This window comes from Streptomyces sp. NPDC001663, assembly GCF_042893105.1.
Lineage (GTDB): Bacteria > Actinomycetota > Actinomycetes > Streptomycetales > Streptomycetaceae > Streptomyces.
Genome location: NZ_JBIAUR010000013.1, coordinates 1 through 19,764, shown reverse-complemented (window position 1 = coordinate 19,764; position 19,764 = coordinate 1). Strand labels below are relative to the sequence as shown.

The window sequence follows — 19,764 nt, the reverse complement described above, 5'->3', positions numbered from 1 at the left end:
GGAATGCCCCCCACATCCCGTCACACCACTCCATGGGCCGCCATCACTCTGGTGGCCGTCCTCTGCGCGGCCGGGACGACACCCACGGCCATGGCCGCCGACGCGCCCGACCAGGCCGACGCGCAGCGCAGCACCCCCGTCGGCTCCGCCGCGGACAAGCTCGGTTCCGACGACGCCGAGCGACTCGCCGAGGCCGAGGCCGACGGCGCCAAGACCGTCACCATGACCATCGCGACCGCGCCCGGCGAGACCGACCAGGCCGTCAAGAAGCTCAGGGTCATCAAGGGCGGCTCCCTGGGCCGCGTCGACGACCGGCTCGGCTATGTCCGCGCCACGGTCCCGACCGACCGGGCGGAAACGGCCATCGCCACCGTCGCGAGGTCGTCCACCGTGCACGCCATCGACCTGCGGCACGACATCGCGCGCGTGCAGTCGGCACCCTCCTCGACAAGCACGTCGGCCAGGACGGCGTCCAGCCCGTACCCCGGGCCGGGGAAGAACACGCCCGCCGGGAACCCCTACACCCCGACCCACGAGACCGGGGCCGTCGCCTTCGTCGAAAAGCACCCGAAGGCGGACGGCCGCGGCGTCACCATAGGCGTCCTCGACACCGGCGTGGACCCGACCACCCCCGCGCTGCAGAAGACGACGACCGGCGAGCGGAAGATCACCGACTGGGTGACCTCGACCGACCCGATCACCGACGGCGACGCCACCTGGCGCCCGATGACCACGACGGTCACCGGCCCCGCCTTCACCTACGGCGGCCAGAGTTGGAAGGCCCCCGCGGGCTCCTACGGCATCAACGTCTTCAAGGAGTCCGCCACCTCCGCCGGAAGCCTCCGGGGCGACGTGAACCGCGACGGCGACACCACCGACGAATGGGGCGTCCTTTACGACCCGAAGGCCGGCACCGTCACCGTCGACACCGACGGCGACCACGACTTCACCGACGACAAGCCGATGAAGCCGTACAAGGACGGGTACCGGATCGGGTACTTCGGTACCGACGACCCGTCCACCCCGGCCGTCGAACGCGTCCCGTTCGTGGTGCAGATCCGCAAGGACGTGCCGACGGACCCCTACGGCGGCGACTGGGTCGGCAAGAAGGCCGACTTCGTCAACATCGGCCTCGTCTCCAACTCGGGGGGCACGTTCGTCTCCGGGCTCGCCGCCGGGAACGGCCTGCTCGGCGGGCGGATGAACGGCGCCGCTCCCGGCGCGAAGATCGTCTCGGCCCGCGCGTGCGTCTCGGCCGCGCGCTGCCCCGACACCGCCGTGACCGAGGGCCTGATCGACCTCGTCGTCAACTACCACGTCGACATCGTCAGCCTGCCCGGCAACATGCCGCCGAACAGCGCGGACGCCGAGATCATCAACCGCCTCATCGACACCTACAAGGTCCAGCCGTTCGTCCAGGTCGGCAACTTCGGTCCCGGCGCGAACAGCACCTACCTGGACACCACCGAGGACCCGGTGGGGCTGAACGACAAGGTGGTCTGGGTCGGCGGGAGCGTGTCCAGGCAGACCTGGGCCGCCGACTACGGTGTCACCGTGACCAGGCAGCAGGGGCTGCTCGCCTCCTCCGCCCGGGGGCCGCGTGAGGACGGCGGCTTCTTCCCCACCCTCATCGCCCCGGGCGCCGCGGTCAGCACCATTCCGGCCTGGCTCCCCAGCGTCACCGTTCCGGCCGCGGGCTGGTCACTGCCCGCCGGATACGCCATGTACGACGGCAGCTCCACAGCCGCGGCGCAGGCCATGGGCGCGGGCACGCTGCTGCTGTCCGCGGCGAACGAGCACGGACGCCCCCTCTCCCCCGCGGCACTGCGCACCGCGCTGACGTCGACGGCCCGGCACGTCCCGGGTCTGCAACCGTACGAGGAGGGCGCGGGCCTGATCGACGTGGCGGCTGCGTGGAACTCGGTCGCGAAGGGTGCCACCGCCCACGACTACACCGTCAAGGCACCGGTCGACACCACCTACGCCCCGAACCTGAGCACCCCGGGCTTCGGCGCAGGTGTCTACGACCGGGAGGGTGGTCTGACGGTGGGCCGGACGAAGACGTACGACGTCGTCGTCACCCGCGCCTCCGGTCCCGACCGGCCGGTCCGCCACACCCTGCGGCTGAAGAACGACACCGGTCACACCTTCTCCCTCGTCGGCGCCCCCACCGTGGAGCTGGCCAAGAACCGGCCGGTGACCGTCCGGGTACGGGCCACACCCGCGTCCGTCGGCATCAAGAGCGCGATCCTCCAGCTCGACGACCCGGCCACGCAGGGAGTCGACAAGCAGGTCATGACGACGGTGGTGGTCTCCGCACCGCTGCACCACACGTTCTCGGCGGCGGGCTCGGTGCAACGCACCGGAGTACGCCCGTACTTCGTGACCGTGCCCGCGGGCGCCAAGGCGCTCCAGGTCACCCTCGGCGGTCTGGCGAAGGGGAGCTCGACGAGCCTGAGCGCCTACCAGCCCTTCGGCTTCCCCGCGACGCCCGCCGATTCCGGCAGCCGTACCGAGGCGTCCTTCGCGGACCCGGTCCCCGGCGTCTGGGAGGTCGACGTCCAGGCGGCGGCCGACTCCGCCGTGCTCGACAACCCCTACTCCGTGCGCGTCACCGTGCTCCGCGCGGACTTCTCCCCGGATCCGGCCACCCTCGCCGAGGTCACGGCCGGCGCTCCGGCCCCCGTCGACTGGAAGGTGACCAACAGGTACGCCCCGGTGGACGCCACCCTGGTGGGAGGCCCGCTCGGATCCTCCCTGACCGCGCGGCCGACCATCGCCAAGGGGGCCACCCGGACCACCACGGTGGACGTGCCCGAGGGCGCCACCTCGCTGGACGTCGCCATCGGCGACACCTCGGATCCGGCCGCCGACCTCGACCTGTTCGTGTACGACGCGAAGGGGAACCGGGTGGCGACCTCCGCGGACGCGGACTCCGAGGAGTCCGTCTCCCTCGACCATCCGGCCCCCGGCACCTACACCATCGAGGTCGACGCCTACGACGCGCCGTCCGGCTCGACCGCGTACGACTACCAGGACGTGTTCTACTCCTCGGCGCTCGGGACGGTGGCGGCCGACGGATCGGCACAGGTGAAACTCGGCACGGGCGACTCGGCGAACGTGACGGCGAACGTGACGGCGAGGGCCGCCGCGACCACCGGGCGCGAACTCACCGGTGAGCTCCGGCTCACCGACACCCGGGGGTCGGTGGCCGGCGTCGGCCGCCTGACGATCCGGAAGGTGAACGGTTGACACACGCCCCGGATCGACCTCATACGAACCCTCGTGAAGATCAGGAGTCTCGGACATGACCGCCGACCCCACCCTTTCCTACGGCCGTCTCATCCCCATCACCGTCCACTTCGACGAACTGGACGCGCTCGGCATGCTGCACAACGCCCGCTACCCGCTGCTGGTGGAGCGCGCCTGGCTCTCCTTCTGGCAGCAGGAGGGGTTCGGGTTCGAGGGTGACGACTGGCGGAACGCCGGCGACGCCTCCCACGTGGTCAAGGAACTGAAGATCACCTACGACGTGCCCGTGCCCCACGCGGGCCCGCACTACGCGCTCCACGTGTGGTTGGAGCGGATCGGCTCCAGCAGCATGACGCACGGCTTCCGATTCTGCGCGGCCGACGGTGGCACCACCCACGCGCACGGCACCCGCACCCTGATCCGCGTCGACCCGGGCACAGGACGCCCCACGCCCTGGAGCGAGCAGCTCCGGAAGGTCGGCGGCACGCTGATGCGTCCCGAGTGACGATCCCGGGTCGAGGGCGTCCCGCGCCCCTCGACCCGGACCGGCAACAGATCGGGCTCCCGCAGGATTCTGCGGGAGCCCGATCTGTACAGGGTGTCGTCACACGCCGGTCGCGGCGTTCCCTCGCACGAACACCTTCGCCGTCTCGGCCACTCGGCGGCCGAGGTGCTCAGCGGTGGCGATGTCGGCCTTGTGGACGCCCTCGACGCCCAGGTCGCCGTGGGACTGGGCCGCCGCGCCGGTGAAGAAGCCCAGACGGTTGAGGTCGTTCTCGGAGGACGTGCTGAAGCTCCAGCCGGGCTTCAGACCGAGGTTGACCCAGTGCATGCCGTGCTGTCCGGCCAGAACCTGGAACCAGTTCAGGGTCTGGAGCTTGTCACCGCTCTTGGAACCGGAGTTGGTGAAGCCGGCCGCCAGCTTGCCGTCCCAGGCCTGGGCGGACCAGCGCTTGTTGGTCGACTCCGCGAAGGCGTGGAACGCGGCCGAGGCGGAGCCCATGTAGGTGGGAGCGCCGAACACGATCGCGTCCGACGCGTCGAGGGTCGCCCACTGCTCGTCGGTGATCTCGTCGACCTTGATCAGGTGCGCCTCGGCACCGGCCGCCACGGCACCGGCGTGGACGGCCTCGGCGATGACGGCGGTGTGGCCGTAGCCCGAGTGGTAGGCGATCGAGACGACAGCGCTGGCCATGTACATGCTCCTATGCAACGAATACGAACGGCTGACCGATGAACGTGCAGCTCATCGGCGACCACTCCAGGAAAGCACTTTCATAAAGTGAGCGCTATCTCCGAGTAAGTGTTCGTGACGGAGATCACGTCACGCCACCTTGGACCTCGACCGCGGAATCAACCCTGGACGACACATCACAACAGTTGTAATGTAACGGCACCCCAAGGGCTTCCGCCCGGTTTGTTTCTTCTTGTTTCCCCTCGGTTGCCCGGCCGCGAGAGGCCGTCCAACCGCGCATCGCATTCCATCCGAGAGCGTCGGCGCCGTCTGTGTCCGCCGACCTGGCCATCTCCCTGTCACTGCCTTGGAGGATCCATGCACGTCATCGTCGTCGGCGGCGGAATCGCCGGACTCGGCGCAGCCCATGAGCTGCGCTCTGCTGGAGTGGAGGTGACCCTCCTGGAGGCCGACGAGACGCTCGGTGGGCGCTGCCGGTCGGTGAACTGGCACGACGAGTGGCTCATCACCGGTGCGATGGCCTTCCACGAGGCGGACGAGAACCTCGTCGAGCTGAGCAAGGAACTGGGGATCCGCGGAACCGGAGGCGACGGGCTGCTCGACCTGTCCGACGCGCACAGCGAACGGATCGTCCGCGGCGACGGGCTCGTGGAAGTCGACGAGTTCACCGCGTCGGGCCTGCTCGCCGCGAAGGGCATCCCGCTCACGGAGAAGGCCAACCTGGCCCGGCTGCTGCCGCTGTCCCAGCGAGTGCACAGCAGCTCGCCCCAGAAGGCCGAGGCCGCGATCGCCGAACTCGACGAGATCGACGCCTGCGCCCACCTGCGCAAGTGGGCACCGGTGTTCACCGACTACGTCGTCGAGCCGACCATGCAGATGTTCTGCGGCTACGAGGCCGGCGACTACTCACTCGCCTGGCTGCTGGCCTCCCTGGGCCCGGTCCGCGTGCGCAGTGACAAGTCGGCGAAGCTCACCTGGTGGTCCTTCGCCGAACGGGGCGTCGGCGCCCTGACGCATCACCTGGGCGAGCGGCTGTCGGCAGATCCCGGGTGCGAGGTCCGCACGGGAGCCACGGTCTCCCGGCTCGAGGTACTGGCCGACAAGGCGCGAGTCGAGGTGGACGGAGAGCAGATCGAGGCCGACGCGGTCATCGTCGCGATCCCCGCACCGCAGACGCGTGAACTGCTCAACGGCATCACGCTGCCCGCCGCCCAGACGGAGTTCCTGGACTGGATCACCTACCGGGGCCACCACATCACCTACTTCCTGCTGGACGACCTGGACGACAGCGAGGCGGACGGAGCCGCGTCGGCGGTGGCGCGTGAGGGGGTCGGCCTGCTGCTCCCCACCGCCGAGGGATACGACGTGATCAGCAACTTCCACTACCGGCGCATCGACGACGGCGTGCTGGTGTACGGCGAGATGAAGGGCGGCGAGTGCGAACGGCTGCTCGGCAAGTCCGACGACGACGTGCTCGACACCGCGTGGGCCGAACTGTGCCGGGTGATCCCCGGCGCGGCCGAGGCCACGGTCAGTGACCGGTTCCTGTCCCGCAACGACGTCGGCCTGTGTACGTATCCCGTGGGCTATCAGAAGCGTAAGGCCGCCTTCCAGGCCGAGCCGCTGCCCGAGCGGCTCGCGCTGGCCGGAGACTGGCTCGAGAGCTGCACCGTCGGGTCGGCGCACATGACCGGTGTCATCGCGGCACAGCGGATCCTCGGCAGCCGCTCCGCGGCCGGCGTCGAGTAGCGGGAGCGGGCCATGCGCGTCGGCGTCATGACGGCGGTCTCGTCCGCGTACCTGGTCGGAGTCGGGCTCATCCAGCTGCTCCCCGTATGGGTCACCGATCTCGAAGAGCACCGAGGTATGAGCGGTGGTGACGTCGGCGTTCTGGCCACCCTCGCGCTGCTGGCGGCCGCCGGAGCCGCCGCGCTTGCGGCTCCGGCGGCCGCCTCCCCGCTGCGCCGGCCGTTCGCGACGACGGCGGCCGTCATCGCGGGGGTGGCCCTCTTCACGGCCGCCTTCACCCCACCGGGCCCCGCCCTCACCGGCCTGCTGATCGTGGCGGGCTGCGGGGCGGGGGTGTCCGCGGTGATCGCCAACGCGTGTGTCACCGCGACCGAGGACCCCAGCCGCGCCGCGGCTCTGATGTCCATGATCGGGATCGTGTTCATCGCTCTGCTGACGGCGCTGTTGCCCCTTGTCCCGCACGTCGCCGGGACGGGAGCGATGACATTGGCCGGGCTGGGCTTGGTGTTCTTCGTGGCCGGGGTCGCCTGTCGGTGGCTGCCTCCTCCGACTGCCCGCCCGGTCACTACGTCCCAGGCCTCGTCCGACGGACGCTCACTGATGGTGAAGGTCCTGCTGATCTCGATGCTGTTCGGCCTCAGTGACGTCGGCGCGTACGCCTACGCCAAGGACCTCGGCATGCGGCACGGCGGGTACTCGTCGAACGGTGCCTCCATCGTCCTGGCGTCGTCGATCCTGATGTCGTTGGCGGTCGCCGCGGCCCTCAGCGGCTTTCCTCTCCGGCGCCGTGCGGAGAGGGTCCTGGCCATCGCGCTCGCGATCAACACCGTCGGCAAGCTCGGGGCCACACTCGTCAGCGGTCAGTTCGGCTGGGCCGCCAGCCAGTTCGTCTGGGCCGTCGGCACGGCGGGGGTCCTCGTCGTGCAACTGGTCTATGCCGCCGGCCGTGACCCGTCCGGACGGCTCGCCGCCGTCGTCGCCACCGGCAGTTCCCTCGGTGCGGCGCTCGGGCCGGGTATCGCGGGAGTGGTGATGACCCACGCAGACGGGTCCGGACTGGCGCTGATGGCCGGATTGTCGATGGCCGTCGCATTGCTCCTCGCGCTGCTCCTGCCCGCCGGGCGGACAGAGGCCGAGCCGGCCTCCGGTCGGCTGGTGGCCATGGGAGACACGTAGGAAGGGCATCCCGGAGGCTGCCGTATGGGGACCACGGGGGAACGGCAGGGCACCCGGCGCGAGCTTCGGGTGCCCTGCGCCACAGCTCACGCGGATCGTCGACAATGGCTCCCATGACGAGCCGACACGACTTCCCCGACGACCGGCGGGCCATGGTGGCCCGCGCCACCTGGGCGGTCATCGAGCGAGAAGGACTGGAACAGACCAGCCTCCGCAAGATCGCGGACGAGGCAGGCTGCTCGACCGGGGTCCTCACCCACTACTTTCGCGACAAGCGCGAGTTGATGCGGTTCGCGTTCGACCAAGCGGTCACCGCGGTGGAAACCCGCCTCGCCCGGGCAGCCGGCGAGACGACCAGCGCGCTGGCACTGCAGGCCGCGCTGGAAGCGACGCTGCCTTTCGACCGGACCCGCGACATGGAGGCAGTCGTCTACCTGTCGTTCCTGGCCAGTTCGCTGCAACACGAGGGGAGCGCCGGCCACTTCCGCGACCGCTTCCACCAGTGGCGGGGCCTCATCGCCGACCGCCTCCGCACAGCGGCCGAGGAACGTGGCATCGACTCCGTCCCGCAGACGGTTTCGCTCGCCGAGTTGCTCCTGGCCTTTCAGGACGGCCTGTTCCTGGACACCACTCGGCAGTCCGGCGACCTCGGGAGAATTCGGGAAGCCATGTCGTACCTGGTGGACCGGCTTCTCATGCCGACGCCACCGGCACCGAGCCGGCTCACGCCTTCGCCGACAAGCTCCGTCGAACTCTCCGTGGGCCGCGCCCCCGGTGAGGTGGCGTCAGCTCCGGATCGCCGCAGAGTGCTGATCGAGGCGACCCGCGAGGTCCTTCACCACTCCGGCCTGGCCGGGGCCACCCTGCGCGAGATCGCCCGCGCCGCGGACTGTACGACCGGCGCCATCCGCCACCACTTCGAGGGACGCCAGGATCTCCTGGCGCAGACCGTCCTCGAAGGCTGTGACCCTGTGCTTCGACGCCTGGAACGCCTACCGGCCCCGACACTGCCGGCCGTGGCAGAGGCGCTGCTGGACCCCGCACGCGGCCTCGACTTCCACCTTCTGCTCGCCCTGCAACTCGGCGAGCCCGACGAGGGGCCGGTCCGAGGGGCCCTGGCCGATGTGAGCCGTCGACTGCACGCGATCATCGCCACAGCGCTTTCCCCCGCCGCCGGGGCGTCGGTGGACGCCGCCGCCGCGACGATTCTCGGTCTCGGCCTCCATCAGGAGATCGACCCGGGTGACCACCACCGCGCGGTCGCTCTTCCTTTGCTCCACGCCCTGGTGCCGACGACGAGTCCCGTGGCCTGACGCACCGCGGGGGCGGATGCTGCGACAGGCGCGTGGGGCAATCAAAGGGGTCAGTGCTTCAACGGCGGTCGCGGCTCGGCATCCGGTCCCGGCAGGTCACTTCAGCGTCTGGTCGTACTCCTGCTGACTGAGCGATCGGTGGGGCAGCGGGCTCGGCTCGGACTGGTCGCGGCGCAGGCCGTCAAGCAGGAGGGTGGCGTAGCGCGTCCACAGGTCCGGGGCCACCTCCCGAGAGCGCTCGGTGACGGATCCGAGCATGAGCTGGACGAGCGGGAAGTCCATCGCCTCGAAGTCCTCGCGAAGTGCGCCGGCCTCCTGGGCACGCCCGACGACCGCTGCCACCACGGGCATGAGATCGTCCTGGGCGGACGCAACCTGTGTCCCCCCTTGCGCACTGTCCAGCAGGACTTCCCTCAGTCCGCGGTTCTCGGCGAACTCCCGGGCGGCGGTCAGGAACAGCTCCCTGAAGCCGTCCCAGGCGTCCTCTCGGGTGAGCGCGGCCTCCGCCACCGCGACCAGACGCCGGACGCCGTCTTCCAGGACGGCTTCGATGAGCGCCTCACGGTTGGCGAAACGGCGGTACACCGTGCCGACACCGACGCCGGCGTGATGGGCGATGTCATCGAGGGTGACCGCCAGTCCGCGCTCCGCGAAGACCTGCTGAGCGGCGGCGACGATGCGCTTCCGGTTGCGTTCCGCATCCGCCCTCAGGGGGCGCGAGATCGGCGTCCCGGCGAGCGAAGTGGCTGGATTTCTGCGGCTCATGGCTGCACCGTAACCCCGAAGTGGAGATAGCACCTCCGGTAATCGAGCTACGGTGAAGATGACAAGTGGAGAATCCATCTCCGCTTATTTGTTCACGTCCGGGAGACAGCCGGGAGGGCTGTCACGGACGAGCGAATCGGGCAGGAAGTCGGGGCAGGAGCACCTGGGCCGGATACCCGGCCGCCGTACACGACTACGCACCTTGGAAAAGGAGCGATGACCGCCATGAGCAAGCCGCGCGCCCTGATCGTCGGCATGGGCATAGGAGGCCTGGCCACAGCCCTGCGCCTGCACGAGATCGGCTGGGCGACGCCGCCTGGTGCGTGACGTCTACGCCGGCATGGGCGCCTCCAACGGCCTTGCGGGCGCGGACCTGCTCGGCACGCCTGCGGCGCAACGAGGGCAACCCCACCCGGGCGCTGCGGGAGTGGGAGCAGCGCATGCGGCCGTTCATCGCCGCTCAACAGCACCTGGGCCGCGAGGAGTTGGTGACCTTCGTGCCGCAGACCCGCCGGGACCAGGCAGCCCGCACCGTCCTCCGGCAGCTGGCGACCACGCCGGGCGGCAAGCGCGCCCTGACAGCATTGAACGCCCGGAAGGCCGAGACCAGGTCCATCTACGTCGCCGCACCCTGACCATGGCCAGGGCATCCGCGGAACCGACGTCGAACCGTGCCGCGTCGGCCAGGACGCCAGACCCGTTCACAGGTGATGCCGATCACGGCGGTGTCAGGGTCCCGCACATTCACCCGTGCCGGAAGGGTACGGGACACCCGCGTGAGATGCGGAGCAGCTCGGCATCCGGCCGAAAGACTGAGTCTTTCATCGACATGTAGCCCATTCGCGAGGTCATGTCCGGCCATAAGGCCGAGGCCCCCTCTGCCTCGCCTCCCCCAAGGTGGAAACAGGTCGGTGGCGCCCGCCCCGGCCCGATGTCTTCGGACGCTCCGCCCAGCGAGGAGTACTCTCATGCGCCACCTCCAGCGACTCGCCATCGCCGCCACCGCGGGGCTCGCCGTCGCCTCCGCGCTTCCCTCGGCCGCCGCCCACGCGATCAGCGGCGGCAGCCCGGTGTCGGCCGCGCCCTGGGCCGTTCAGGTCTACAACGACGGTCACTTCGCCTGCACGGGCACGATGCTGACCGACCGGTGGGTGCTCACCGCCTACCACTGCTACAACGACGATCCGGGCACGATGTCGGTTCGCGTCGGCTCCGTACGCATCGGGCACGGCACAAAGGTCGCCGTGACGAAGATCCGGCACCTCGACACGGACGGCATCGACGACGTGGCGCTGTTTCGGCTCGCCAAGCCCGTCAAGGCGCCGCACATCAAGCTCGCGGCGGCGGATCCGGCCCGCGGCGCGGTCGTCGACATCTATGGATACGGTTCCTCAGCGCCCCGTCCGAAAAACCTGCACACGGCCACGGCCCGCGTGACGTCCGTCAAGCACGACGACATCATCGGCCGTGCCATCTGGATCAAGAAGGTCAGTGGAGGCACCGAAGGGGGCGACTCCGGCGGCCCGGCCTTCTACAAGGGCAGGCAGGTCGGCGTGTTGTTCGGACCGAACCAGTACAGCAGCGTCGCTTCCCATCGCGCCTGGATCAGGGAGGTCACGGGCGCCTGAGCGCCTGCTCGCGGACCCCCGGAGGGCTTGTCCGACCGGTGAGGTGTCCCGGGCAACGCCGCACGAGCGAGGGGGCCGGCCCCTGGGACAGCCCCCTCGCACTCACCTCTCATCTGCTCATCGGCCGGAGGCCGACCGGCACGGCCGCCTCACTGCGCCTCGTCCGCCCGCGGAATCACCAGGTCGTAGACGCGTCGGTCACGACTGCGCGACAGGTCGATGTGCACGAACTTCTCTTCCGTGTACTCGTCGAGAGCACGCGGTCCCAGCTCCCGGCCGATACCGCTCTGCTTGTAACCGCCGAACGGGTACCGGGCGTTGACCATGTGCCAGTCGTTCACCCACACCGTGCCGCTCTCGATGCGGTTCGCCACGTCGAGAGCCGCGTCGATGTCCTCGCCCCAGACACCCGCCGACAGCCCGTACTCGGTGTCGTTGGCGATCTCGACGGCCTCGTCCACCGTGGAGTAGCGGAGCACGCACAGCACCGGGCCGAAGATCTCCTCGCGGGCGATGCGCATGTCGTTGGTGACGCCGGTGAAGATCGTCGGTGCGACCCAGTGGCCCGGCCCGTCAGGGGTGACGCCCTGGAAAGCGATCGTGGCGCCCTCCTTGACTCCGAGGTCGAGGTACTCCTCGATCCGGCCCTTCTGTCTGGCGGAGATGATCGGCCCCATGTCGGTGTCGAAGTCGCCCGGGTCACCGACCCGGACGGCCGCCGCGCGAGCCACGAGCTTCTCCACGAACTCGTCGTGCAGGGCGTCCGGCAGCAGCAGGCGGGTGCCCGACTCACAGGCCTGCCCCTGGTAGAGGCAGCACGCGAACAGCGCCGCGTCCACCGCGGTGTCCACGTCCGCGTCGGGCAGCACGATGTTCGGACCCTTGCCGCCGAGTTCCAGCGTGACGCGTTTGACGTTGTCGGCGGCCAGACGCGCGATCTCACGCCCGACGGCGGTGGATCCGGTGAAGGCGATCTTGCGCACGTCCGGGTGGGCGGCCAGGCGGGCACCGACCTCTTTCCCGTCACCGGTGACGATGTTCAGGACTCCCGGCGGCAGGCCCGCGTCGTGGGCTGCCCTGGCCAGTTCGAGCAGGGTCGCCGGGGTCTTCTCGTCCGGCTTCATCACGACGCAGTTCCCGGCGGCGAGCGCCGGACCGAGCTTCCACACCGCGAGCAGCAGCGGGAAGTTCCAGGGCACGATCCCCGCCACGACGCCGATCGGTTCCCTGCGGACGACGCCGGCGGCGGCGGTGGGGTAACCCAGCAGCGGTCCCGGCTCCTCGAAGGGGTAGGCACGGGCCAGGTCGGCGAAGTACTGCAGATGGGATATCGAGAAGCCGACGTGGAAGGCCATGGCCTGGCGGACGGTCACGCCGTTCTCCGCGACGTGCAGCTCGACCAGGTCGTCCATGCGCTCGTTGAGCAGGTCGACCATCCGGGTCATGACCGCGGCCCGCTCCTCGGGCGGAGTCAGCCGCCACTCGCCCTCGCGATGGGCGCGCAGGGCCGCGGCCACGGCCTGGTCGGCGTGGACTACCGTGCCATGGGCGGCGGTGGCCACCACTTCCTCGGTCGCCGGGTTGACGATCTCGAACCGGTCGGCGGTGTCGACCCATTCCCCGTCGATGTACATCAGGTAGTGCTTCACAGGGCAGCGTCCTTCTCGGCGACCAGCTCGCGGTAGAGCGGGAAGACCGGCTTCGTCATGGGGATCAGTTTGAGGATCTTGGACACCGGGCCCTTGGCCTTGACCTGGCCCTTGGCCAGTCCCACGGCGACGTTGTACTCGCCTCGCCAGAACTTGTTGCCGTTGTCGCCGGACATCGACATCCGGATGTCGGGTGTCAGGTCTGATTCACCCTCGATGACCTCGATGGCCGGCTCCTTGAGCACCACGGTGATGGAGGCGGTCGGAGCGGAGTAGTCGATCCGCAGGACGAGGTTTCCCGCCCGCAGCTGATCGCCCACGCCGTCGGTGTCATTGGCGACCAGGAAGACGCCGCCGAGGTACTTGTAGATCTCCTCGGCACTGGAAAAGTAACTCACCGTCGAACCCTCTTTCCCCAGCACGGCCGGACCGATCAGTCGTCGGTCCGACAGGTGAATGCTGGCTCTGTTGATGGGGATGCACTCGACCGTACGAACGGTCAAGAATGGTCGGCTCGCACCTGCCGGGACGGCGTCGCCGTCAGGCCTGGAACCTCGCTCGCAGCTCGCGCTTGAGGATCTTCCCGGTCGGATTGCGTGGCAGGGCCATGACCGACGCGATCGACGTCGGACACTTGTAGTGGGCGAGCCGGTCGCGGCTGAAGGTGATGAGCTCCGACTCGTCGAGTGTGAACTCACCGTGGGGAACCACGAGCGCCTTGACGGTCTCCCCCCACTTCTCGTGCGGAACCCCGATCACGGCGACCTCGGCGACGGCGGGATGCATGAGCAGGATCCGCTCCACCTCCGCCGGGTAGACGTTCTCACCCCCGGTGATGATCATGTCCTTGACCCGGTCCTCGATGTAGAGGTACCCGTCGTCGTCGACGCGCCCGGCATCACCGGTGCACAACCAGCCGTCCGAGGTGATCGCCTGCCGCGTCGCCTCGGGCATGTTCCAGTAGCCGGCCATCACCTGCTCGGAACGCACCCAGAACTCACCAACCTGCCCCGGCTCGACGTCCTTGCCCGTCGCGGGGTCCACGACCCTCAACTCGTTGCCGGGCAGGGCCCGTCCGGCGGATGCGAGCAGATGCCCGCGCCGCTCGTCGCGGTGCTCGTCGGGACGCAGGACGCCGAGGACCCCGGACAACTCCGTCATGCCGTACACCGAGTAGAGGGGTGTGGGCAGGACGCTCAACACGCGCTCCATCAGCGGCAGGGGCATGGGTGACCCCCCGTAGCAGAGCACCTTCAGCCCGCCCAGCACCGCGCGGGCCCGGGCCTCGTCCCCGAGCAGCATCTGGATGACCGCGGGAACGAGGAACGCGTGCGTCGCCGACCGGGCCTCGATCAGGTCCAGCAATGTGGCGGGGACGAGTTCCCGGACCACGACCGTCCTGGCACCGACGCTCATGCTTCCCAACGCCCAGCTGGTGCCGCCGACATGGAACAGGGGCATGGCCACGACGTTGACCGTGTTCTCGTCCATCGCGTAGGCGGGTGCGACGGCTGCGGCGTGCGCGAGCATGCCCCGCTGGGTAAGCATCGCCCCCTTCGGCCAACCGGTGGTGCCCGAGGTGTAGAGCTGGAGGAAACACTCCTCGGGCGCCGCCAGCCTCGGCTCGGTCACCGGCTCCGCGTCGGCGAGCCAGTCCTCGTACTCGTCGCCCTCTCCCCCGAGTACGACGACCGTCCGGACCTTCGGCAGCCGTTCCCGGAGCTGTTCGACCGTCCCGGCGAACTCGGCGCCCACAACGATGAGTTGCGCGGTCGAATCGTGTAGAACGTGGGCGAGTTCGTCCGGTGAGAGCCGGAAGTTGACAACCGCGTTGGCAGCACCGACGAGTGACGCCGCGAGCGTGAGTTCCAGGCATGCGGGATGGTTCTTGTCCAGGGTCGCGAAGCGGTCCCCTGGGCCCAGCCCCGCCGCCCGGAGCGCGCCCGCGGCGCGGCGCACCCGTTCATCGAGCTGCGACCACGTCCAGCTGCGGTCACCGAAGGCGAGCGCTTCGCGGTGCGGGGTTTCGGTGGACCAGCGCTCGACTGTCGCGAAGACGCCGAAATTGTCTGTGGTCAAGAGAGCCTCCTCATTGAGGCGTGTGCAGACCGTACGTACGGTCAGTCTATGAGGGCGTAGATACGAGCACAAGCCCCGAGGCGGATCGAGAGATCGCAGGCCGCTACGGCCGTCACGGGGCATCACATGAGGCTGACGGAGCGAGGGTTCCAGCGCCCGCCGCGGGCGCCTGAGTGGGTCGGGTCGGTGCGCCCCTTCCCGACACCAGGGCCCGCGGCGAACGTGCGCGCCGGAGGTGGGTTACGCTCCGTCGTCCTGGGCCCATTGCAGGGCCTGGGCGGGGCAGACGGCGATGGCGTCGGAGACCGCGCCCACCTGGTCGGCGGGTACGTCTCCTGCCTCCGTCAGGACGCGGACGAGGCCGGTGCCCGCGTCGATGTCGAACACCGAGGGTGCCACGTTGGCGCACATTCCGGCGCCGACGCAGTTCGCGGTCTCAGCGATGATCTTCATGGTGGTTCCCCAACCTGGTCGGTGACGGCGTCTCAGACGGCGTCGGCGATGACGGGCAGCGACTTCATCGGGCTCATGTAGGGGGCTGCCGCCGCCGCGTCGGGGTCGGCGTGGCGCAGGCGGCTGTAGCGGGTCGCGGTGGCCCGCAGCAGTTCCTCCATCTCCATCACGGCGAACATCCTGCCCAGGCAGAAGTGCCGGCCGACCGACCAGTTGAGGGCGCCGGGCGCACCCGTGCGGCTGATGTCGAAGCGCTCCGGATCCGCGAAGGCCTTCGGATCGCGGTTGGCCGACCCGACAGACGCGAAGATGGGATCACCCGCGCTCACGGGAACGCCGCGCACCTCGGTGTCGGTCAAGGCGATGCGGAAAATGTAGGGGGTGCCCGGCCGCCAGCGGGACGCCTCCCGCACCGCGCCGGGAACCAGGGACATGTCGGACCGCAGCAGCTCCCACTGGTCGGGGTTCTCGATGAACGACCACATCATCAGGCCGGCCAGGGTCTGCGTGGTGTCCACACTGGCGGAGAGATTGGTGATCACCGCGTTGTGGACCTCTTCGGCGTCCAGCTTCCCCGCCGCCTGCTGGGCGAGCAGGTGGGCGACCAGGTTGTCGCCCTCGGCCGCCCCGGGACGGCTGAGCAGGGCTTCGACCCAGGCGTCCTCCTCCTGGTAGGCCCGACGGACCGAGTCCTGCACCTCGGGGTCCATGGAGAACACCGCGATGATCTCCTCGGAGATACGCCCGATGAACTCGCTCTCACTCTCGTCGACGCCGAGGAGCAGGGCGAACAGTTTCGCGGGGATGTGTTTGATCACCTCGTCGGCCAGGTCGAACCCCTCCGGCCGCTCGGCCTTGTCGAGCAGGTCGTCGATCATCTGGCGCAGCTGACCGCGCACCGCCTCCACTCGGGCTGGGACGAAGAACGAGCCCATCGCGGTACGAAGCCGCACATGACGTTCCCCTTCGGCGTTGTTGACGCTCTCGGTCGCCACCTTCAGCGGACGCTCGTCGGTGACACCCGAGGCCATGAACATCTCGGGGAGCCCACAGCCGAGGTTCGTGTCACGCAGCACCGCGGCACACGCCTCGTAGGTCAGGACTTCGAGGCCGCGGGGCGAGCGCACGACCTCGGTCCCGGGCGGGACGAGCCCCAGCGGAGCCCACGGCTCCTCGATGAGCAGTTCGGTGGTGAGGTTCACTTCGGGTACGGAAATAGCCATCAGGACAACCTCGCGGGTGGGGCCGCCGCGATACGGCGGCCAACAGTGCGCCGGCACGGAATCTCCATCCGCGACAACGGCATGAAGGCAGACTTGCCACTCGGGCAAACACGTCGCAGAAGCGAAGACCCGTTAAAATGACACTGTCATTAAAACGCGTGGGGTGTCGCTTGACAAGAGGGAGGCGCGTCTGTCTGTCCGGCCGAACCCTCACCGCCCGAGGCGCGTGGACAGGGTGTTAGGCTCCGCCAAAAATGGATCACCTACGGGGGTTGCCTTGCCGAAGATCGTCGACCGCGACGCACGCAAGGTCGAACTGGCGCAGGCGGTATGGACCGTCGTGGCACGCGACGGCGTCGAGGGCGCGTCGGTCAGGGCGGTGGCCGCCGAGGCCGGCTGGACCCGCGGAGTGATCGCCCACTACTTCAAGGACCACGACGACCTGCTGCTCTTCGCCTACCGACTCGCCCTCCAACGGGAGTCGGAGTTCATCCCCACACCGCAAGAACAGCCCGACCCCGTCGAGCGCCTGATCCGCACGCTGCTGCGCACCCTTCCGGTCGACGAGGCCGCCACCCTCGACTTCAAGATCTGGCTGAGCTTCCTGGGCCGCATCGCCGACAACGCCGAACTCGCCCAGGTCATACTGCGCGAACACCACGCCGTCTTCGCGGTCATGCGAGACCTCCTGGCGGACTGCCACACCGCAGGCCTGCTCGACCCACCCCACGGGGTACAGGAGGCGTCCGAAGCCGTCAGGATCTTCGTGGACGGACTCGGCGTCGCCACCGCCCTCGACCCGGAGACCTACACCCGCGAGCGGATGGAAACGATGATCCGCCGTTTCGTCGACGCATGGCGCCCCCGGTCAACCGTGGAGGACTGACCGGCCGGACGGGGAAGGGCAGACGAGACCCTCCCTGACCCTGCACCCGCGCTCAGGCCGTCTCCGGCCGTTCGTCAGGTGACGCGGCATCGGAGAAACACGAGCGGACGACCTTCAGCACAGCGCCATCGGGGTCCGCGAGCCCCGATACGGCACCGGGGCGGACGAGCAGGCCGCCGAGCACCATGTCGACGAGGCTGGAGCCGACCTCGTCCGCCGTGTGCGGTCCGGCCGGGTCGAACCAGGTCCAGGCCCACTGGGCCGACCCCATGACGAGCAGACTCTGGATCTTCGGATCCCCCTGGCGGAACTGACCACTTTCCATGCCCTTGCGCAGGACTCCTCGTACGAGTTCGAGGTACTCCCCGCGCAGACGCAATCCCTCGCTCATGGCCTCCTGGTCCGCCAGCCGGGAGATCTCCCGCTGGAAGGCGACCGTGGCGTCACGATCATGCTCGTGGTAGAGCATGAAGGAGAAGAGCAGGCCCGCGAGTTGCTCCGACGGTGAGGACAGCCGGTTCAGGATCAGGTACGCCTCGGCGAGCCGACGCCGCATATAGGACTCGTGCAGGCTCGCGAGCAGGCGGTCCTTCGTGCCGTAGTGGTGGACGATGGTGCCCTTGGAAATGCCCAGCTCGGCTGCGATGTCGCTGAAGTTGGTGCCGTCGTAGCCGTACTGGGCCACCCGACGGGTGAACGAATCCAGGATGAGGCCAGACCTTCCGGCCCCTACCCGCCTAGCAGCCATGTGAGAAACCCTCCAGTTCAGGACACGAGCGTCCTCAGCCTATCGCCTGCGCTGACCGTACGAACGATCAGTCAGGCGGCAACCGTGAAAGCCGGAATCGGTTCCCCCTCGGGCGGGCGCAGGATGGTCAGGGTCAGGGGTGTCCCCGGGGCCGGAGCGCTGTAGGTCCCGATGATCGGTACGAACAGCCAAGGTCCTTCGGTGAGTTCCACGAGTGCCTGGATCGTGTGGCCTCCGTTCTGTTCCGGGGTCGCCACGGTGGCCACGACCCGCGCCGTGCCCACGGCCTCGACCCAGCGCAGGGTGCGGGACTCGCAGGCCGTGCACGCCACGGCGTCAGGCCGGCCGTGATGACCGCAGTCGTCACAGCGACGGATCAGCAACGCGCCCACGACGAGCCCCGCGAACCAGACTGCGGACTCCTCGTCCCTCCAGGCGATGGGGTCGGGGTTCATGAGGATCTCCCTTCAGGCACGGTTCAGGTGCGGGGGTGTGGGCTGAGGATCATCGTGGAGTGGTGGTCGAGGATGCCGCCGTTGCCACTGACCAGGACGGTGTCATGACGCGGCACCTGTCGTTCCCCGGCCGTGCCGCGGGCCTGGAGGACGGCTTCGTGGAACGGGGTCATGCCCCACAGGTAGAAACTGGACAGCTGTCCTCCCCCGGTGTTGGTGGGGAGGGCGCCGCCGGGTGCGAGCGCGCCGGAGGCCGCCAGTTCACCGGCTTCCCCCTTCGCGCAGAAGCCGTAGTCCTCCAGAGTGACCAGGACCGTGTAGGTGTAGCAGTCGTAGATCTCCCGGACATCCACGTCGGACGGCGTGATCCCGGCCATCTTCATGGCGGCTGCGCCCGAGGCGGCGGCGCCCGTGACCAGGCCGAACATGCTGTCCCTTTCCAAGGTGTGTCCGGGGTGCGCCTGGCCCCAGCCCCACACATGGGCCGGTGGCCTGCGCAGGTCCGCGGCGCGCTCGGCGGTGGTGACGACCACGGCTGCTCCCCCGTTGGACACCAGACAGCAGTCGAACAAGTGCAGTGGCTTCACCACCCAGCGCGACCGGTGGTAGTCCTCCAGGGTCAGCGGGGTCCGGAACTGGGCGGCGGGGTTGAGTGCCGCCCACTTCCGCTGGCTGACGGCGACCGCGCCGAGGTGGTCGTTGGTGACCCCGTAGTGCGCCATGTAGCGGGAGGCGGCGAGCGCGTAACGGTGGTTCACGGTGGTGAGTCCGCCGGCGGTCTCGGCGCTGCGGAAGCCGGTGGCGCCGAGCGAACTGGCCATGTACGCGTCTCCGGAGCGCGCGTTCTGCTGCAACGGCGCGTCCGCGAAGACGCACACGACCGTGGTCGCCGCGCCGGTGCGCACGGCCATCGCCGCCTGGGCCACCATGATGTTCACGGAGGCACCGTAGGACTGCACCTCGCTGAGCAGGGTGAGGTCACGCAGTCCCAGCCTCTTGGCCAGGCTCAGACCGAGATCCGGGCTCTTGCCGGGGTTGATCAGAAGCCCGTCCACGTCGCGGAGTCTCAGTCCGGCGTCCGCCACCGCGAGCCGTACCGCGTCGTCGGCGAACTCCGCGGCCGTGCGGCCGTACACCTTGCCGACCTCGGTCAGACCGACCCCGGCGATCGCCGCGCCGCCCATCAGGACACC

At 69.3% G+C, this 19,764-nt stretch carries 18 protein-coding genes; 8 read left to right on the top strand and 10 right to left on the bottom strand.

Annotation, left to right across the window (positions count from 1 at the left end; genetic code table 11):
- Positions 1-3 precede the first annotated feature (3 nt).
- Positions 4-3,252: a S8 family serine peptidase gene (locus tag ACFY1L_RS35905; protein ID WP_388833722.1), complete on the top strand. Its 3,249-nt coding sequence runs from the start codon at positions 4-6 to the stop codon at positions 3,250-3,252.
- 55 nt (positions 3,253-3,307) lie between these two features.
- Positions 3,308-3,757: an acyl-CoA thioesterase gene (locus tag ACFY1L_RS35900; RefSeq protein WP_388833717.1), complete on the top strand. Its 450-nt coding sequence runs from the start codon at positions 3,308-3,310 to the stop codon at positions 3,755-3,757.
- 99 nt (positions 3,758-3,856) lie between these two features.
- Here ACFY1L_RS35900 and ACFY1L_RS35895 read toward each other — a convergent pair whose 3' ends face one another.
- Complete coding sequence (locus ACFY1L_RS35895; protein ID WP_388833714.1) at positions 3,857-4,447, bottom strand: flavodoxin family protein; 591 nt, start codon at positions 4,445-4,447, stop codon at positions 3,857-3,859.
- A 357-nt stretch (positions 4,448-4,804) separates the two neighbouring features.
- Between ACFY1L_RS35895 and ACFY1L_RS35890 the strand changes: the two genes are divergently transcribed.
- The 3 genes from ACFY1L_RS35890 to ACFY1L_RS35880 all read left to right on the top strand — a co-directional run bounded on the left by ACFY1L_RS35890 (position 4,805) and on the right by ACFY1L_RS35880 (position 8,685).
- Positions 4,805-6,196, top strand: a complete 1,392-nt coding sequence (locus ACFY1L_RS35890; RefSeq protein ID WP_388833711.1) for a protoporphyrinogen/coproporphyrinogen oxidase — start codon at positions 4,805-4,807, stop codon at positions 6,194-6,196.
- 12 nt (positions 6,197-6,208) lie between these two features.
- Entirely contained in the window at positions 6,209-7,372 is a 1,164-nt protein-coding gene (locus tag ACFY1L_RS35885) for a hypothetical protein (RefSeq protein WP_388833708.1), read from the top strand.
- Positions 7,373-7,485: 113 nt separating this feature from the next.
- Positions 7,486-8,685 carry a TetR/AcrR family transcriptional regulator gene (locus ACFY1L_RS35880; RefSeq protein WP_388833705.1) on the top strand — a complete coding sequence of 400 codons (1,200 nt, stop codon included), beginning with the start codon at positions 7,486-7,488 and terminating at the stop codon, positions 8,683-8,685.
- 96 nt (positions 8,686-8,781) lie between these two features.
- Here ACFY1L_RS35880 and ACFY1L_RS35875 read toward each other — a convergent pair whose 3' ends face one another.
- Positions 8,782-9,450 (bottom strand): TetR/AcrR family transcriptional regulator, encoded by a 669-nt coding sequence (locus ACFY1L_RS35875; protein WP_388833702.1) that lies wholly within the window; start codon positions 9,448-9,450, stop codon positions 8,782-8,784.
- Between the two features lie 359 nt (positions 9,451-9,809).
- Between ACFY1L_RS35875 and ACFY1L_RS35870 the strand changes: the two genes are divergently transcribed.
- Both ACFY1L_RS35870 and ACFY1L_RS35865 read left to right on the top strand, forming a co-directional pair.
- Positions 9,810-10,085: a hypothetical protein gene (locus ACFY1L_RS35870; protein WP_388833699.1), complete on the top strand. Its 276-nt coding sequence runs from the start codon at positions 9,810-9,812 to the stop codon at positions 10,083-10,085.
- Positions 10,086-10,418: 333 nt separating this feature from the next.
- A complete protein-coding gene (locus ACFY1L_RS35865) occupies positions 10,419-11,078 on the top strand; it encodes a S1 family peptidase (RefSeq protein ID WP_388833696.1) in 660 nt (219 codons plus the stop codon).
- A gap of 149 nt (positions 11,079-11,227) precedes the next feature.
- Here ACFY1L_RS35865 and ACFY1L_RS35860 read toward each other — a convergent pair whose 3' ends face one another.
- The 5 genes from ACFY1L_RS35860 to ACFY1L_RS35840 all read right to left on the bottom strand — a co-directional run bounded on the left by ACFY1L_RS35860 (position 11,228) and on the right by ACFY1L_RS35840 (position 16,482).
- Positions 11,228-12,727, bottom strand: coding sequence for an aldehyde dehydrogenase family protein (locus ACFY1L_RS35860; RefSeq protein ID WP_388833693.1), 1,500 nt, complete (start codon positions 12,725-12,727; stop codon positions 11,228-11,230).
- Positions 12,724-13,125, bottom strand: coding sequence for an SCP2 sterol-binding domain-containing protein (locus tag ACFY1L_RS35855; RefSeq protein ID WP_388833691.1), 402 nt, complete (start codon positions 13,123-13,125; stop codon positions 12,724-12,726). The genes ACFY1L_RS35860 and ACFY1L_RS35855 overlap by 4 nt, the downstream gene beginning before the upstream one ends.
- Before the next feature lie 142 nt (positions 13,126-13,267).
- Positions 13,268-14,806, bottom strand: coding sequence for a long-chain-fatty-acid--CoA ligase (locus tag ACFY1L_RS35850; RefSeq protein ID WP_388833688.1), 1,539 nt, complete (start codon positions 14,804-14,806; stop codon positions 13,268-13,270).
- A gap of 240 nt (positions 14,807-15,046) precedes the next feature.
- Complete coding sequence (locus ACFY1L_RS35845; RefSeq protein ID WP_388833685.1) at positions 15,047-15,259, bottom strand: ferredoxin; 213 nt, start codon at positions 15,257-15,259, stop codon at positions 15,047-15,049.
- 32 nt (positions 15,260-15,291) lie between these two features.
- Positions 15,292-16,482 carry a cytochrome P450 gene (locus tag ACFY1L_RS35840; protein ID WP_388833682.1) on the bottom strand — a complete coding sequence of 397 codons (1,191 nt, stop codon included), beginning with the start codon at positions 16,480-16,482 and terminating at the stop codon, positions 15,292-15,294.
- 277 nt (positions 16,483-16,759) lie between these two features.
- Here ACFY1L_RS35840 and ACFY1L_RS35835 point away from each other — a divergent pair, with 277 nt between their 5' ends.
- Entirely contained in the window at positions 16,760-17,368 is a 609-nt protein-coding gene (locus ACFY1L_RS35835; protein ID WP_388833679.1) for a TetR/AcrR family transcriptional regulator, read from the top strand.
- A 52-nt stretch (positions 17,369-17,420) separates the two neighbouring features.
- On the opposite strand, the gene ACFY1L_RS35830 is transcribed toward ACFY1L_RS35835, so the two are convergent.
- The 3 genes from ACFY1L_RS35830 to ACFY1L_RS35820 all read right to left on the bottom strand — a co-directional run.
- On the bottom strand, positions 17,421-18,116 hold the full coding sequence (locus tag ACFY1L_RS35830) for a TetR/AcrR family transcriptional regulator (protein WP_388833676.1): 696 nt from the start codon (positions 18,114-18,116) through the stop codon (positions 17,421-17,423).
- Positions 18,117-18,187: 71 nt separating this feature from the next.
- On the bottom strand, positions 18,188-18,571 hold the full coding sequence (locus ACFY1L_RS35825) for a Zn-ribbon domain-containing OB-fold protein (protein WP_388833674.1): 384 nt from the start codon (positions 18,569-18,571) through the stop codon (positions 18,188-18,190).
- Between the two features lie 23 nt (positions 18,572-18,594).
- Positions 18,595-19,764, bottom strand: a 1,170-nt coding sequence (locus ACFY1L_RS35820) for a thiolase family protein (RefSeq protein WP_388833671.1), incomplete at its 5' end; no start/stop codon positions are given.